This window comes from Cloacibacterium caeni, from assembly GCF_907163105.1.
Lineage (GTDB): Bacteria > Bacteroidota > Bacteroidia > Flavobacteriales > Weeksellaceae > Cloacibacterium > Cloacibacterium caeni_A.
On record NZ_OU015321.1, the window covers coordinates 66,220 to 81,409 of the forward strand.

11 protein-coding genes are annotated in these 15,190 nt (G+C 31.5%); all 11 read left to right on the top strand.

Going from position 1 to position 15,190, the window contains the following annotated elements:
* Positions 1 to 145: 145 nt before the first annotated feature.
* The 11 genes from folE to KKQ76_RS00405 all read left to right on the top strand — a co-directional run bounded on the left by folE (position 146) and on the right by KKQ76_RS00405 (position 15,089).
* Entirely contained in the window at positions 146 to 811 is a 666-nt protein-coding gene (gene folE / locus KKQ76_RS00355; RefSeq protein ID WP_104794236.1) for a GTP cyclohydrolase I FolE, read from the top strand.
* A gap of 38 nt (positions 812 to 849) precedes the next feature.
* On the top strand, positions 850 to 1,809 hold the full coding sequence (locus KKQ76_RS00360; RefSeq protein WP_213195320.1) for a hypothetical protein: 960 nt from the start codon (positions 850 to 852) through the stop codon (positions 1,807 to 1,809).
* A gap of 149 nt (positions 1,810 to 1,958) precedes the next feature.
* Positions 1,959 to 3,446 carry a cysteine--tRNA ligase gene (gene cysS / locus KKQ76_RS00365; protein WP_213195321.1) on the top strand — a complete coding sequence of 496 codons (1,488 nt, stop codon included), beginning with the start codon at positions 1,959 to 1,961 and terminating at the stop codon, positions 3,444 to 3,446.
* A 145-nt stretch (positions 3,447 to 3,591) separates the two neighbouring features.
* Positions 3,592 to 6,243, top strand: a complete 2,652-nt coding sequence (locus KKQ76_RS00370) for a 4-alpha-glucanotransferase (protein WP_213195322.1) — start codon at positions 3,592 to 3,594, stop codon at positions 6,241 to 6,243.
* A 209-nt stretch (positions 6,244 to 6,452) separates the two neighbouring features.
* Entirely contained in the window at positions 6,453 to 7,385 is a 933-nt protein-coding gene (locus KKQ76_RS00375) for a hypothetical protein (RefSeq protein ID WP_213195323.1), read from the top strand.
* A 258-nt stretch (positions 7,386 to 7,643) separates the two neighbouring features.
* Positions 7,644 to 8,624, top strand: coding sequence for a glycosyltransferase family protein (locus KKQ76_RS00380; RefSeq protein ID WP_213195324.1), 981 nt, complete (start codon positions 7,644 to 7,646; stop codon positions 8,622 to 8,624).
* Between the two features lie 90 nt (positions 8,625 to 8,714).
* Positions 8,715 to 9,179, top strand: coding sequence for a hypothetical protein (locus KKQ76_RS00385; protein WP_213195325.1), 465 nt, complete (start codon positions 8,715 to 8,717; stop codon positions 9,177 to 9,179).
* A gap of 151 nt (positions 9,180 to 9,330) precedes the next feature.
* Complete coding sequence (locus KKQ76_RS00390) at positions 9,331 to 11,217, top strand: DUF3857 domain-containing protein (protein ID WP_213195326.1); 1,887 nt, start codon at positions 9,331 to 9,333, stop codon at positions 11,215 to 11,217.
* Between the two features lie 2 nt (positions 11,218 to 11,219).
* Positions 11,220 to 13,145: a DUF3857 domain-containing protein gene (locus tag KKQ76_RS00395; protein ID WP_213195327.1), complete on the top strand. Its 1,926-nt coding sequence runs from the start codon at positions 11,220 to 11,222 to the stop codon at positions 13,143 to 13,145.
* A 71-nt stretch (positions 13,146 to 13,216) separates the two neighbouring features.
* Positions 13,217 to 14,710, top strand: coding sequence for a histidine ammonia-lyase (gene hutH, locus KKQ76_RS00400; protein WP_213195328.1), 1,494 nt, complete (start codon positions 13,217 to 13,219; stop codon positions 14,708 to 14,710).
* Between the two features lies 1 nt (position 14,711).
* Complete coding sequence (locus KKQ76_RS00405; protein ID WP_213195329.1) at positions 14,712 to 15,089, top strand: NTF2 fold immunity protein; 378 nt, start codon at positions 14,712 to 14,714, stop codon at positions 15,087 to 15,089.
* The last annotated feature ends 101 nt before the right edge of the window (positions 15,090 to 15,190 follow it).

The following is a 15,190-nucleotide window of genomic DNA, read 5'->3' on the forward strand; positions in this document are numbered from 1 at the left end:
AATTCAAGTGCAAATATATAAAATTCTGTGCCAATACAAATTTTTTTCATATATTTTGATTTTAAATTATTGTAAATCAGTCTAATAATATTTTAGTAATATGATTTAGAGATTAATTCTTAATTTTGTGACATTATTTCAGACTATGAGTAACTTTTTTGAAAACGATGATGATGTTTTTACAGGCAAAGACCATACTCCGCTTCGTGAGGATGCTTTCGTAAAGACTCCAGAAGAAAAAATAAAAATTATAGAAGAAAAGTTTGCAGAGATTATGCACACTTTGGGTCTTGATATGACCGATGACTCCCTTAAAGATTCACCAAAACGTGTTGCTAAGATGTATGTAAATGAAATTTTTGGTGGACTTTTGCCAGAAAACAAACCGGGGATTTCTACTTTCAGCAATAAATATAAGTATAGACAGATGCTGGTAGAGAAAGATATTACCGTGTATTCTTTCTGTGAGCATCATTTTTTACCCATTATTGGCAAAGCGCACGTTGCTTATATTTCAAACGGAGACGTAATCGGGCTTTCTAAAATCAATAGAATTGTAGATTATTACGCAAAACGTCCGCAAGTTCAGGAAAGATTAACAATGCAGATTGTAGATGCTTTAAAAGAAGCACTGGGAACGAAAGATGTAGCTTGTATTATTGATGCAAAACACCTTTGCGTAAATTGTAGAGGAATAAAAGATACCGCAAGTTCTACCATTACTGCAGAATTGAGCGGGATTTTTAGAACCAATCCAATTACCAGACAAGAGTTCTTGCATTACGTAGGAAGTCATGCGAAATTGGATTAAATTCAATTTGAGAATTTTTTGAAAAATTTATAAAACTAATGACAATAAAAGAAGCCGTATTAAAATCACTTGATGAAATTCAAAAACCTATTGGTTCCTTTGAATTATGTGATTATATTCTTTCAAAAAAATATGTTGAATTTAAAGGCAAAACTCCACATAATACTGTCTCTGCACATTTAACAGATTTTATATACAAAAATGACAAAAGAGTAAAAAGAGTAAAAAAGCAAGGAGGAAATTATTTGTACTATTTGTCTAAATACGAGGATGATGTTACTGAAATTTCTTTTGAACAGCCATCAAAAATAACTATAAAAAAAGAAACTTATAAAGAACGAGATTTACATATTCTTCTTAGTACCTTTCTAAAAGACATTGAAAATGTTTTTTCTAAAACCATATTTCATGAAAAATCTTACAATAAAGAAAGTGGTCAAGTTTGGACAAATCCAGATATGGTTGGAGTGAATTTTTTGCAACTCAAGAATAAAACTAGCCAAGAGTTTTTTAAAAAAATAAATCAAAAAGAAGCATTTAAAATTTTTTCTTATGAATTAAAAAGAGAGATTTCGTCAGATAATGAATTAAAACAAGCTTATTTTCAGGCAGTTTCTAATTCTTCTTGGGCAAATTATGGTTATTTAGTAGCTTTAGAATTTAGTGATGATTTGTTAGACGAAATTGAAAGGCTAAACCAATCTTTTGGAGTTGGTATAATAAAATTAAATCCTAATCCTTATCAATCCAAAGTGTTATTTCCTGCTAAATATAAAAATTTGGATTTTAAAACGATTGATAAACTGTGTAAAATGAATCCAGAATTTGAAAAATTTATTGAACACATCGAAAAGCTAATGGGAATAGAAGAAAGATTTTATAGACCTTTAGAGAAAGATTTCGAGATGTTTTGTGATAGTTTTTTCAAAAATGATAGTGAAATTTTAAACTATTGCAAGGAAAAAAATATTCCTTTTGAAGAAAATAGTTTTGAATAAATGACCAGATTTAAAAAAATATCAAACCAAATTTTTACAACTACAATTATTTGTTGTTGCCGTCATTGCGAGAAGTAAAACGACGAAGCAAACTGTTTTACTCAAACAGTCTTAAACGATGTAAAACAACATTAAACAATTAAAAAACAATGCAACTTAAAATATACAACTCGCTTTCTGCGGAAAAAGAAATTTTCACACCTATTAACGGCAACAAAGTAGGAATGTACGTTTGTGGACCTACCGTTTACAGCAATGTGCACTTAGGAAATGTGAGAACTTTTATGAATTTCGACTTCATTTATAGAAGCTTGAAACATTTGGGGTATGATGTTCGTTACGTAAGAAATATTACAGATGCAGGGCATTTAACAGACGATGGAGATGTAAATAACGACCGTTTCGTGAAGCAATCTCGCCTCGAAAAACTAGAACCTATGGAAATTGTGCAAAAATATACCGTAGATTTTCATAAAGTTTTAGAGAAATTTAATCTTTTGCCTCCAACGATTGAGCCAACTGCAACTGGTCACATTATCGAACAAATAGAACTCACCAAAGATTTAATCGAAAAAGGATTAGCTTATGAAAGCAACGGTTCTGTTTACTTTGATGTTCGTGCTTACAACGAAAAAGGTGGAAATTATGGTGAACTTTCTAAAAGAAATATCGACGAACTTTTTGCCAATACCCGCGATTTAGATGGGCAAAACGAAAAGAAAAATCCACAAGATTTTGCCCTTTGGAAAAAAGCAAGTCCAGAACATATTATGAAATGGATTTCACCTTGGGGAGAAGGTTTCCCAGGTTGGCATCTTGAATGTACAGCAATGAGTACCAAATATTTAGGAGAACAATTCGATATTCACGGAGGAGGAATGGATTTGAAATTTCCGCACCACGAATGCGAAATTGCACAAGGAAAAGGTTGCAACGGTGTTTCGCCAGTGAAATATTGGATGCACGCGAATATGTTGACCATGAACGGACAAAGAATGAGTAAATCTACAGGAAACTACATTCTTCCGCATCAATTAATTTCTGGTGAAAATGATTTTTTTGAAAAACCATTTCATCCAACTGTAGTTCGTTTTAATTTTTTACAAGCACATTACAGAAGCGTTCTTGATATTTCAAACGAAGCGATGTTGGCTTCAGAAAAGGGATTTCAACGATTGATGGAATCTTTGAAAACGCTATCAGCAATCGGCTATCAGCAATCGGCAGAAAGCGGAAAGCAGAAAGCAGAAAGCGATTTTAATCTAAATTCATGGAAACAAAAATGCTATGATGCTTTGAATGACGATTTCAATTCGCCAATTTTAATTTCTCATCTTTTTGAAGCAGTAAGTTTTATTTTTAAACTGAAAGATGGAAAAGAAAATATTACTTCTGAAGATTTAGAAGAATTAAAAACCTTGATGAATGCTTTTGTGTTTGATGTTCTAGGCTTACAAAATATTGAAGAAAATAATAATTCAAAACTGGACCAAACATTACAAGTGCTCATAGAACTCAGAAATCAAGCCAGAAAAGCCAAAAATTTTGAACTTTCTGACCAAATTCGTGATAAGTTATTAGAACAAGGCATAGAACTGAAAGACGGAAGAGAAGGAACTTCTTATGTTTTAAATTAAAAAAAAAACTAAAATATAGTAAAAGCTTCAGAGATTTTCTGAAGCTTTTTGTTTTCTTTTCCTTGAAAACAAATTAAAAATCATATCATTAAATTTTTTGAACCTTATATTATTTTGTAAATTCGTGATTTGAAAAACGAAAAAAATGAAATTATATTTCACTATTAATTATGGAACTGAGTTTGGGCAGAGGTTAGCCATTCAAGTTTCTGAAGGGAAAAATGTGAAAACACATGACCTTCATTTCTCCGATAATAGAAATTGGAAGGGCGAAATCGATTTTTTCTCTAAATCTATAGAATACAAATATTTGGTTCTAGATGCTAATAATCAAATCATTAATGAGGAGATTTGCCATCATAGATTGAATTTTGTGAATAATTTCCAAGAGTATAACATTTACGATGTCTGGAACAATAAAAATTTCCCTGAAAACTATCTCAATAATAAAATTCTTCAAAATAAACTAGGAGATTTCAAAGCAGAGAAAGTTGCAGTTCTTAAAAAACATACGCATCATTTTAGAATAGAAGCTCCGCTGTATTCGCCTGATTGGAAAATGGTGATTTTGGGAAATAATGAAGCTTTGGGTAAATGGAATTATGCAGACGCTCCAAAAATGGCTCAAACTTCTGTTGGCGTTTGGGAATTGGCGGTAGATTTAAAAAAACAAAAAGAATTTGTACAGTATAAATACGGGATTTTCGACGAGAAAAAAGGTGAATTTATTGCAGTAGAATACGGCGAAAACAGATTGGCTTTCCCGAATCAAGATGCTGAAGTTTTGCAAGTTCACGCAGATCATTATTTCAGATTTAATGCCGAACAATTATACAAAGCAGCTGGAGTTGCCATTCCTGTTTTCAGTTTAAGAAGCGAAAGCGGTTTTGGAGTTGGTGAGTTTACCGATATTAAAAAATTAGCAGATTGGGCTCATAAAACCAATCTTTCTATCATTCAGATTTTACCAATTAATGATACTACCGCTAATTACAGTTGGACAGATTCTTATCCTTATGCGGCGATTTCGGTGTATGCATTGCATCCTCAGTATTTGAGTTTAGAAAATTTACAATTTTCAATTCCAGAAAATTTAAAAATAGAATATAAGCACAAAAAAGATGAATTAAATGCTGAAAAGTTTGTGGATTATGAACAAATGATTTCAGGAAAATGGAAATTCATCAAAGCTGTTTTTGAAGAAAATAAATCTGAAATTCTCAAAGACAAAGATTTCTTGAAATTCTTGAAAGAAAATGCAGATTGGCTGAAACCTTATGCTGCTTTTTGTGTTTTAAGAGATAAAAATAACACTCCGAATTTCAACAATTGGAAAACGCATAAAAAATACGTTGCAGGAAAAATTTCTCAATTTTTTGATGCAAAACATGCCGAATTTGAAAGCGTAATGCTTCATTCTTGGGTGCAATACCAGTTGCATTTACAGTTAAAAGACGCTGTAGATTACACCCACGGTTTAGGAATTTCTTTGAAAGGAGATTTGCCAATCGGTATTTACAGATTTTCTGCTGATGCGTGGACAGAACCAGAACTTTTTGGAATGGATTTTCAAGCGGGAGCACCACCTGATGAATTTTCTGATTTAGGTCAAAACTGGGAATTCCCAACTTATAATTGGGAAGTGATGAAAGAAAACAATTACGATTGGTGGAAAAAACGTTTTAACGTAATTGCGCGCTATTTTGATGCGATGAGAATAGACCATATTCTAGGATTTTTCAGAATTTGGAGGATGCCAATGACTGCTACCCAAGGAATTTTAGGGTATTTCTATCCGGCAGTTCCTGTGACTTTGCAAGAGTTTTCGGCAAGACATATTCCGTTTAATTATGATAGATATTGCAGACCTTTTATCAATGACCAAATTCTTTGGGATAATTTCGGTTACGAAAAAGAGGTTATTGCAGAACATTTCTTGTATCAAGAAAATGGAGTGTATCATTTCAAACCAGAATATGATTCGCAAAGAAAATTAGTAGATTATTTTAAAACTCATCCTAGAGATTGGATGGAAGAAAAACTGATTTCACTTGCTGCGAATGTATTATTCTTAACCGAAAATAACGGTGAAGATATTGTTTATCACCCAAGATTTAATATTCAAAAAACATCTTCATATCAACATCTTTCTGATTGGGAAAAGAATGCATTGCATGAATTGTATATCGATTATTTCTTCAGAAGACAAGACGGACTTTGGCGTGAAAAAGCCATGGAAAAATTACCAATGCTGCTTTCTGCAACAGATATGTTAATTTGCGGTGAAGATTTAGGTTTGGTTCCAGATTGTGTTCCTGGTGTGATGGATGCTTTAGGAATTACAGCATTAAAAGTTCAGCGTTCACCAAAAGAAGATGTTCCATATTATAATCCTCAAAATGCAGGTTATATGAACGTAGTTACGGCATCTTCTCACGACAGTTCTACATTACGACAATGGTGGAAAGAAAACAGAGAACTTACGCAGAATTACTATAATAATCAGCTTAATCAATACGGAACTGCACCTTCAGAACTTCTTCCAGAATTGGCAGAAATTATTATGAAACAGCATTTACATTCTCAAGCGATGTTAGCAATTTTCCCAATTCAAGAGTATTTTGCTACAGATTATGAAATTGTAAATCCTTATGCAGATGACGAGAGAATCAATAATCCAGCGGTTTTCCCTCATTATTGGAGATACAGAATGCATATTGCACTAGAAGATTTATTACAAAAAGAACATTTTAATGATAAAATTGCACAGTTTGTAAGTGAATCAAACAGACAATAATTGAGATTAAAATTCCTTAGTTACACAATAAAAAAGTTAAAATCGAGTTTAGATTTTAACTTTTTTTATTTTTCTATATCAAATTCTTAGTTAGTAAATATGGCTTAAATTCTACATTTTTAAAAAGATACAACCTTTCGTTATCAAAAAATAGAAAGTTTGGCACGTATTTTTAATAATGCTTAATAGAACCTTAAATAACTAAGAAGATGAAATCTATATTCACAAAATTATTCCTCGTTTCTGCGTTATCAGTTACAGGAATTTCATACGCACAATATTATCCTAATGATGATTATGGCAATAATTATGGCTATGAATATTATTATGATGATTACAATTATCCAGACGAATATTATTATGAGTATCCTAATGATTATTACACCAATGATTTATATAGAGGATATTATAATGATTACAGGAATACAATTATCAGCATCAATTGGGACAGATTTTTTGTAGAATTCAGGCTTTCTCCTTATCAAATCAGAGAAATAAGAATTTTAAACTCACGTTTCTCTAGTTACGGAAACTGGCAGAGATATTACAGATATAATCCTAACAGATGGTATTATGACAGATTTATTGCATTAGAAAGAATTTTAGGTCCTAGAATTTACGTAGTGTATTATCAAAGATATTATCGCAACTATAATCCGATTGTTTACTATCAAAATTATAGAGTAAAACATTATAGACCAACAGTTTATGTGACTCCAAGATATAGAAATGTAGATGTGAGAACATTTAAAAATGATGCTTACAGAACAGGAGGTTTCAGAAATAATGATAGAGCGTATAATGACAATAGGAACTTCGAAAAATCTAGAGAAAACTCAGGTTTCAGATCAGGTTCATCAGAGGAAAGACCAAGAGATAATGGTGGTTTTAGAAGTTCAGATTCTAGAAATGATAATGACAGAAACTACGGGAACCAAAGTCAACAACCATCTAGAAATGAAGGCTTCAGAAGTGTTTCTCCTCAAAGAAGTGAAAATCAAAACAGAGGAAATGACGCAGAAAGAAGCGGTGGTTTTAGAGGTCAAGGTCAAGAGAACAAAGTTTCAGAAAGCCGTTCTTCTGGTAATAATGGTAGAGGAAATGGCAACAGTAACGGAAACAGAGGTGGCGGATTTAGATAGAAACATCATACTTTACATACCAATATTTTGATTTTTAAATGAGGAACGATTCTATAGTTCCTCATTTTTTATGATAAAAAACATAAACCAATTTTTAGGCACGAGATTTGATTATGTTAAATAAGAGAAGTAATTCTTCATATCAAATTAATTTTTTACATTCACACAAAAGCGGAACTTTGGTTTCGCTTTTTTTATTCAACATTAAATTTATTTAAACTTGAATTTTGAGAAAGTTTTTGTTCTAACTTCGTAGTTATGAAAATTTTATACGCGATTCAAGGAACAGGAAACGGACATGTTTCCAGAGCGAGAGAAATTATTCCCATCCTCAAAAAATATGGTGAACTTGATATTCTTATCAGTGGAACTCAAGCCGATGTAAATTTAGATGAAGAAATAAAATATCAGTTCAAAGGTTTCGGATTTGATTTCGGAACCAAAGGTGGAATAGATTATAGAGGCAGTTTCCGAAAAGCAGATTTTTCACAATTAATAAAAGATATTAGAAATCTCCCTGTGAAAGATTATGATCTGGTGATTAATGATTTTGAACCTGTTACCGCTTGGTCTTGTAAACTGAGAGGGAAAAAATCGGTTGCGCTGAGTCATCAATCAGCATTTCTGTCTCCTAAAACGCCTATTATTTCTGGAATTCATCTGGGTGCAATCATTCTCAAAAATTACGCGCCAGCTACTGATAAAGTTGGATTTCACTTCGAGCGATATGATGATTTTATCAGAACCCCTGTGATTCGTTCGGAAATAAGGAATTTAAAACCAGAAAATTTAGGACATTACACGGTTTATCTTCCTGCGTATTCAGATGAATTTATTTTGAAAAAATTGTCAAAACATCCAGGCCAAAAGTTTCAAGTTTTTTCTAAACATACTCGCGAAGATTATTCTCAAGAAAATGTAGAAGTTTACAAAGTGAATAATAAAAAATTTAATCAATCTTTAGCAAAATCCGAAGGATTATTAACTGGTGGCGGTTTTGAAGGTCCCGCTGAAGCTTTATTCTTGGGCAAAAAACTTCTGTGTGTGCCTATGTTTCATCAGTATGAACAGCAATGCAATGCTTTGGCTGCCGAAAAAATGGGAGCAACTGTGATTTGGAGTGAGAAAGAATTTGACCAAAAATTAAATCATTGGCTCAAAAATGCAGAACCCATTCAAGTCAATTTTCCTGATGAAACAGAAGAAGTTATTAAAAACCTCATCGAAAAATACAGCTAAGTTTTTTTTAACAAAATTTTAGCTTTTTAGCTTTTAACCTTTGTAAGATTATGTCATCAAAAAGATAATTAACCAAATAATTACAAAAAAATGACAAAGAAAATAATTTTAAGTGCAGCCATTTTTGGTGCAGTATTCATGTTCGGACAAGAGAGACAAAAACTTACGCCAGAACAAAGAGAAGCTAAAAAAGCGGAAATGGTTCAGAAAGCGAAAGAAAGACAACAAGCTCATTTAGACAAGATGACTGCAGAACTTAATCTTTCTAAAAAGCAAGTGGAACAAATAAAAGCTTTGCAAGAAAAAAATAATGCAGAAAGAGAAGCGAATAGAGCAAAAATGCAAGAAATGAAAAAGCAAAGACAACAAGAAATGCAAGCGAAAAGAGATGCTCATGATGCAGAAATGAAAAAAATCCTTTCGCCAGAACAATATGATAAATGGCAAAAACAAAGATTAGAAAACATGCAGAAGCAAAGAGACGCATGGAAAAATAAAGCCATGAGAAAAGGTGGGAAACAAGGCGGAATGAAGCCACAAAATTCACCTCAGTAAAACACAAACTTCATAAACTTTTTATTTTAATTTTTAATTCACACAGCGAGAAAATTTTTTCTCGCTTTTTTTGTGATTTTTATCAAGTTCTTAAAGGTTTGTTTAATAAAAGAATTTTTATAAATTTAGCAAAAACTAACATAATCATTTTATGAGCAAGCTTTTCTCTTTTATCTTTCTTGTTTTCAGTAATTTACTATTTTCTCAAAATTATGCAGTTTCTGCGATTCCAGAAAATTTACTTCATAAAGCCAATGCTGTAGTAAGAAATGATGAAACCACTATTGATATTAATGCCATAGATAATATGGTGCAGACTTACAATAAAACGATTACCATACTGAATAAATCTGGTGAAAATTTTTCGAATATTCGTATTCCTTATGACAAAAGTGTTTCGGTAAGCAATATAAAAGTGTCTATTTTAGACCAAAATGGAAAAGTCATTAAGAAATATTCTAAAAGTGATTTTATAGATGCTAGTCATAGTCCTAGTTTTTCTTTTTATGATGATAGTAGAATTTTGTTTCTAAATTACATGTCAATTTCTTATCCGTATTCTATACAATATTCTTACACTACAGAAACAAGAAATACGGTTTTTATGCAAGATTTTTTCCCAATTGATGGCTATAATATTTCTACCGAAAAAACTAGTTTAGTGATTAATAATAAATCTGGAATTAGATTAAGAACTAAAATGCATGAAAATGATTTTGCGAAAATTTCATTTACAGAAAATGGACAAAAATATTTCTACAGTTTTTCTAATGTTCCAGCAGTAGAAGATGAGCCTCGTTCTCCAAGTTTAAATGAGTTTTTGCCGAAAGCTGAGTTTTCATTAGATCAATTTTCATTAGAAGGGAAACAAGGAAATCTTACTCAATGGAATGAATTCGGAAATTGGTTTTATCAAAATCTAATCAACCCTGTTTCTGAAGTTACGCCAGCGCTTCAAGCAGAAGTTGCAGCACTTAATCTTACAGGAAGTACGCATGATAAAGTTAAAAAACTTTATCAATATATGCAGAGTAAAACCAGATATGTTGCGATAATGGAAGGAATTGGTGGTTGGAAACCGATGTTGGTAGAAGATGTTAGAAAAAAAGGATATGGTGATTGTAAAGCTTTAACCAATTACATGAGAACCTTATTAAAAGCGGCAGGAATTAAATCTTATTATTGTAGAATAAAAGATGATCGTTCAGTTCAAAAGTATGATGAAAATTTCCCAAAAATGTTTGGAAACCATGTAATTCTGATGGTTCCTACAGAAAAAGGAAATATTTGGTTAGAAAACACTTCACAAGAAATTGCTTTTAATCATTTGAATTATACCTCGCTCAATAGAAATGTGATGGCCATTTCTGAGGATGATATCAAGTTAATCAATACGCCTACATATAAACCAGAAGAAAGCAGTGAAATTCTAAATGCTGTGGTTCAACTAAATCCAGATAATAGTATAAATGTGGATGCTAAATTTAGATTTTCTGGGGCACAATATGATTTCCAAATGCCACTGACTACGCTTAACAAAGATGAGGTAAAAGAAGCGCTTAAAGAAAGATTTTATTACCTTAACATGGAAAATCTAGAGGCTAATAATGTGACTAATAATAGAGATGAAGCGCTGATAAATTATGAAGTGAAGTTGCAAGCGAAAAATTATTCTAAAAAATTAGGAAATGACATCATTTTAAGAGCAATGCCGTTCTTAGATCTTATGCAAACTACTAGTCATGAAGACAGAAAATTACCATTAGAAGTCTATTTTTCTTATCAAGATACTTACAATTTTTCCCTAGAAATTCCAGAAGGATATAAGTTGGCAGAAGTTCCAAAATCTGTACAGTTAAATTCAGAGTTTGGCAGCTATTCTCTCCAATTTTCTATGGAAAATGGCAAATTGGTTACTCAACGAAAAATTACTATCCTGAAAAATATTTATCCTAAAGAAAAATTTAAAGAATATATAGAATTCAGAAAAAAAACCAATAACCTAGATAATACTAAAATTCTTTTAACTAAAATATAACCATGAAGACTAAAATTTTTACTGTTTTTTTATTCTCTATTTCTGTGTTTGTGTTTTCGCAGCACAAGTTTATGAAATATCCAGAGTTTAATAAAAACGAACTTTCTAAAACAAAATCTACCATCAAAGAAGATGCTCATGCAGAAATATTATACAGTTCTATTAGTAATTTGATTATTAATGGAGAATTAGAAACCAAAGTCTTTAAAAGAATTAAAATTTACAATAAAGAAAAATCTTCTCAGTATCTAGATGTTGAAATACCTTTATATGAAGGAAATGGAGAAAGAGAGTCGGTTTCTGGATTGAAGGCAGTAACTTACAATTTAGAAAATGATAAAGTCGTTAATGCTAAAGTAGAAAAAGACGCAAAATTTAAGTCTAAGGAACAAAAAAATCAAGTAATTCAAAAATTCACGTTTCCTAATGTGAAAGATGGGTCTATTATAGAATATCAATATCAATTAAATTCTCCTTTTTTACAATTGTTAGACAAAACTTATTTGGAGTTTGATATTCCTGTTATTTATGAAGAATATATTTTTGATTTTCCTAAGTTTTTTGGCTACAATTATAATTTTCAAGGAGGATTAATGCCCAAATATAAAGAAGATCAAGCTCAAATGATGTATGGTCAGGATTACTATAGTTTGAGGTTAGGTTTCGAAAATGTGCCTCCATTTAAAGCCGAAAATTTTGTTAAGAATGATAGAAATTATATCACTAATATAAGACCAGAGTTAAATTCTACCAATTTTAATAATCTCTTTAAATCTTACGCTACAACTTGGGATGATGTGAGAGATAAATTAAAAGAGTATGATGATTTTGGAGGACAATTAAGTAAAAAATCTTTGGCAAGAAATGTTCTTTCACAAGATATTATGAATATACCTATTCCCAAAGAAAAGGCGAGTAAAATTCTGAAATTTGTGCAATCAACTTATACGTGGGACGGAAATGTTGGGTTATTTACAGGAGATGGTATTAAAAGTTTAATAGACTCTAAGATAGGAAATAGTGCAGAGATTAATCTTTATTTAATTATGCTGATGAGAGAAGCTGGGCTTAATGTAAGTCCAATGATTATGAATACTGTAAATAGAGGAATTTTGAATATTGCATTTCCTACAATTGGTGCTCCTAATTATGTAGTAGCTTGTTTAGAAGATAATGGTAATTACTATTTGTATGATGCAACTTCTAAATTTTCTTTGCCCAATTTATTGCCACCAAGAGCTTATAACTATAACGCTATTCTGTTAAAAGATAAAAAAGCAGAAATTCTACAGATTAATAATTTCATCGAAAGTAAAACCTATCTTAATGTAGATGCTAAACTGAATGAAGATACTACTTTTGAAGGCAACTTTAAAGATAGAGATACTAAAACTTTTGCGATTCTTGCTTATGACGAATATGTAGACAATAAACAAGACTACGAGAAAAAGTACAAAGAAAGATACACCTTTAATTTTAATAATTATAAATCAGAAGTAGTAAATGATAATGAGTTTCAGACCAGTTTTGATTTCAATACAGACGGTTTTGTAGATGGAGTTGGCGGTAAATTAATTTTCAATCCACTACTGTTTTTATACCGTCAAAACCATGAATTTAACCAAACCGAAGAAAGAAAATATCCTATAGAGTTTCTTTCTCCTTATGAAACAGTTAAGAAAGTAACCATCACCATTCCAGACAACTATAAATTTGAAAATCTTCCGAAGTCTAAAAAATTTAAGACCGAAGATGATGGAATTGTTTATTCTTATGTAGTAAGTACTGAAGGGAATAAAATTACCGTAGAAACCTCAGTAAAAATAGATTCTGATAATTATCCAAGAGAATATTATCCAGCATTTAAGCAGATTTTTGATGCCATTACACAACTCGAAGGTCAGCTCGTAACGCTGGTAAAAAAATAAACAAAAAGCGAGATTTTTTCTCGCTTTTTTCTTTGCAAGGATTTGTGTAATTTTAGACAAAATAATTTAAAATGTTAATTTACGGAGTAGACCACTTTACTTACCAAGATGTCATCAATATTATCAATGGTAAGCAAAAAGCAAATTTGGATAAAAAATCAAAAACCCAAATCCAGAATTCTTACCAAAATGTTCAAAAGATTGTAAAATCAGATAAAACCGTTTATGGAATTAATACAGGCTTTGGTCCGCTCTGTGATGTGAAAATTTCCGAAGATGAAACTGCACAGTTACAAGAGAATCTTATCATTTCGCATTCTGTAGGAGTAGGAAAGCCAATTGCTAAAGAACTTTCAAAAATTATGATGGTGTGTAAAATTCACGCACTTACAAAAGGATTTTCGGGGATTTCTTTAGATGTTGTAGAACGATTGATGCTCATGCTAGAAAAAGACATTATTCCTGTAGTTCCGGAGCAAGGTTCAGTTGGCGCAAGTGGAGATTTAGCACCACTTTCTCATTTGGTTTTACCACTTTTAGGTTTAGGAAAAGTCTGGGAAGGCGAAAATATAGTAGAAACTGCCCAAGTTTTAGAAAAACATCAATTACAACCTCTAAAATTACAAGCCAAAGAAGGTTTAGCACTAATTAATGGAACTCAATTTATCTTAGCACATGCAATTTTAGGCTTAGATAAATTTAAATACTTATTAGATTTAGCAGATGTAGCCGCTGCTTTTTCGATTGAAGCATATCAAGGTTCTGCAAGTCCTTTTAAGAAAGAATTGCATGAAATTAGAGCATACAAAGGAAGTCAATTGGTGGCGAAAAGAATGACCAAACTGCTCAAAAATTCTGAAAATTTAAACTACCACGAAAATTGCGGTAGAGTGCAAGACCCGTATTCTATGCGTTGTGTTCCGCAAGTTCACGGTGCGAGTAGAAATGCTTATGAACACCTAAAATCTATGGCAGAAACAGAACTGAATTCTGTAACGGATAACCCGATTGTAATTTCTGATGAAGAAGCCATTTCTGGAGGGAATTTCCATGGTCAATTAATGGCTTTACCCATTGATTATGCAACTTTAGCAGCTGCAGAATTAGGGAATATTTCTGATAGAAGAAGTTATCTTTTACTCGAAGGAAAATATGGTTTGCCAAAATTACTCATCGAAAGTTCTGGTCTTAATTCAGGATTTATGATTCCGCAATATACTACTGCAGCGTTGGTTACCGAAAATAAAACGCTTTGTTTCCCAGCTTCGGCAGATTCTGTTCCTACAAGTTTGGGACAAGAAGACCACGTTTCTATGGGAAGTATTTCTGGTAGAAAATTCAATCAAGTTTTAGGGAATTTAGAAAATATTTTAGCGATAGAACTCATGTTTGCAGCGCAAGGTTTAGAATTCCGCAGACCGCTGAAATCTTCTAAAATTATCGAAGAAAATTACGAAATCATCCGTCAAAAAGTAAGAAAGCTAGAAAACGATAGATTAATCGGCGAAGATATTCTTACCATTGCAGACATGGTGAAAAATAGAGCATTTAAAGTGGAGATTTAAAATGAAAAACGTTTGGATTTTATTTCTTTTTATATTAGCTTTTTCCTGCAATAAGGAAAAAGCATTAAATCAGTCATTTGAAAAAATTAAACTTTCAGACAAAGAAATTTTGAAAGAAATCAATGATTGTAAACTGTTTGCAATTGATAAAGAAAAAGAAATTAATGATGAGGTTTCTGCAATTTCTGTAGCAGAACCCATTTTATTTTCAAGTTATGGTAAAGAAAATATTTTGAAACAAAGACCTTATAAAATTGGAAAAGTTCAAAATTATTGGGTAATTTATGGAAGTCATCCAAAACCACATATTGGTGGTGTTTTTGAAATTATTATTAATTCAAAAACTGGGCGAATAGTTAAGGTTACTCATGGAGAGTAAAAATATTAGATTTTTGAAACCTAACTAAGAAATATAATAAGCAAAAAAGAAAAAAACTAAAATATGACAAACAAAGACTTCTTCAGACTCATGATAAACTT

What these genes read in the sequence shown, in the direction of transcription:
- KKQ76_RS00395 (WP_213195327.1), top strand. Translation starts at nt 11,220, where the DNA reads ATGAAGACTAAAATTTTTACTGTTTTTTTATTCTCTATTTCTGTGTTT.
- KKQ76_RS00385 (WP_213195325.1), top strand. Translation starts at nt 8,715, where the DNA reads ATGACAAAGAAAATAATTTTAAGTGCAGCCATTTTTGGTGCAGTATTC.
- KKQ76_RS00390 (WP_213195326.1), top strand. Translation starts at nt 9,331, where the DNA reads ATGAGCAAGCTTTTCTCTTTTATCTTTCTTGTTTTCAGTAATTTACTA.
- KKQ76_RS00370 (WP_213195322.1), top strand. Translation starts at nt 3,592, where the DNA reads ATGAAATTATATTTCACTATTAATTATGGAACTGAGTTTGGGCAGAGG.
- cysS (WP_213195321.1), top strand. Translation starts at nt 1,959, where the DNA reads ATGCAACTTAAAATATACAACTCGCTTTCTGCGGAAAAAGAAATTTTC.
- KKQ76_RS00380 (WP_213195324.1), top strand. Translation starts at nt 7,644, where the DNA reads ATGAAAATTTTATACGCGATTCAAGGAACAGGAAACGGACATGTTTCC.
- KKQ76_RS00360 (WP_213195320.1), top strand. Translation starts at nt 850, where the DNA reads ATGACAATAAAAGAAGCCGTATTAAAATCACTTGATGAAATTCAAAAA.
- hutH (WP_213195328.1), top strand. Translation starts at nt 13,217, where the DNA reads ATGTTAATTTACGGAGTAGACCACTTTACTTACCAAGATGTCATCAAT.
- folE (WP_104794236.1), top strand. Translation starts at nt 146, where the DNA reads ATGAGTAACTTTTTTGAAAACGATGATGATGTTTTTACAGGCAAAGAC.
- KKQ76_RS00375 (WP_213195323.1), top strand. Translation starts at nt 6,453, where the DNA reads ATGAAATCTATATTCACAAAATTATTCCTCGTTTCTGCGTTATCAGTT.
- KKQ76_RS00405 (WP_213195329.1), top strand. Translation starts at nt 14,712, where the DNA reads ATGAAAAACGTTTGGATTTTATTTCTTTTTATATTAGCTTTTTCCTGC.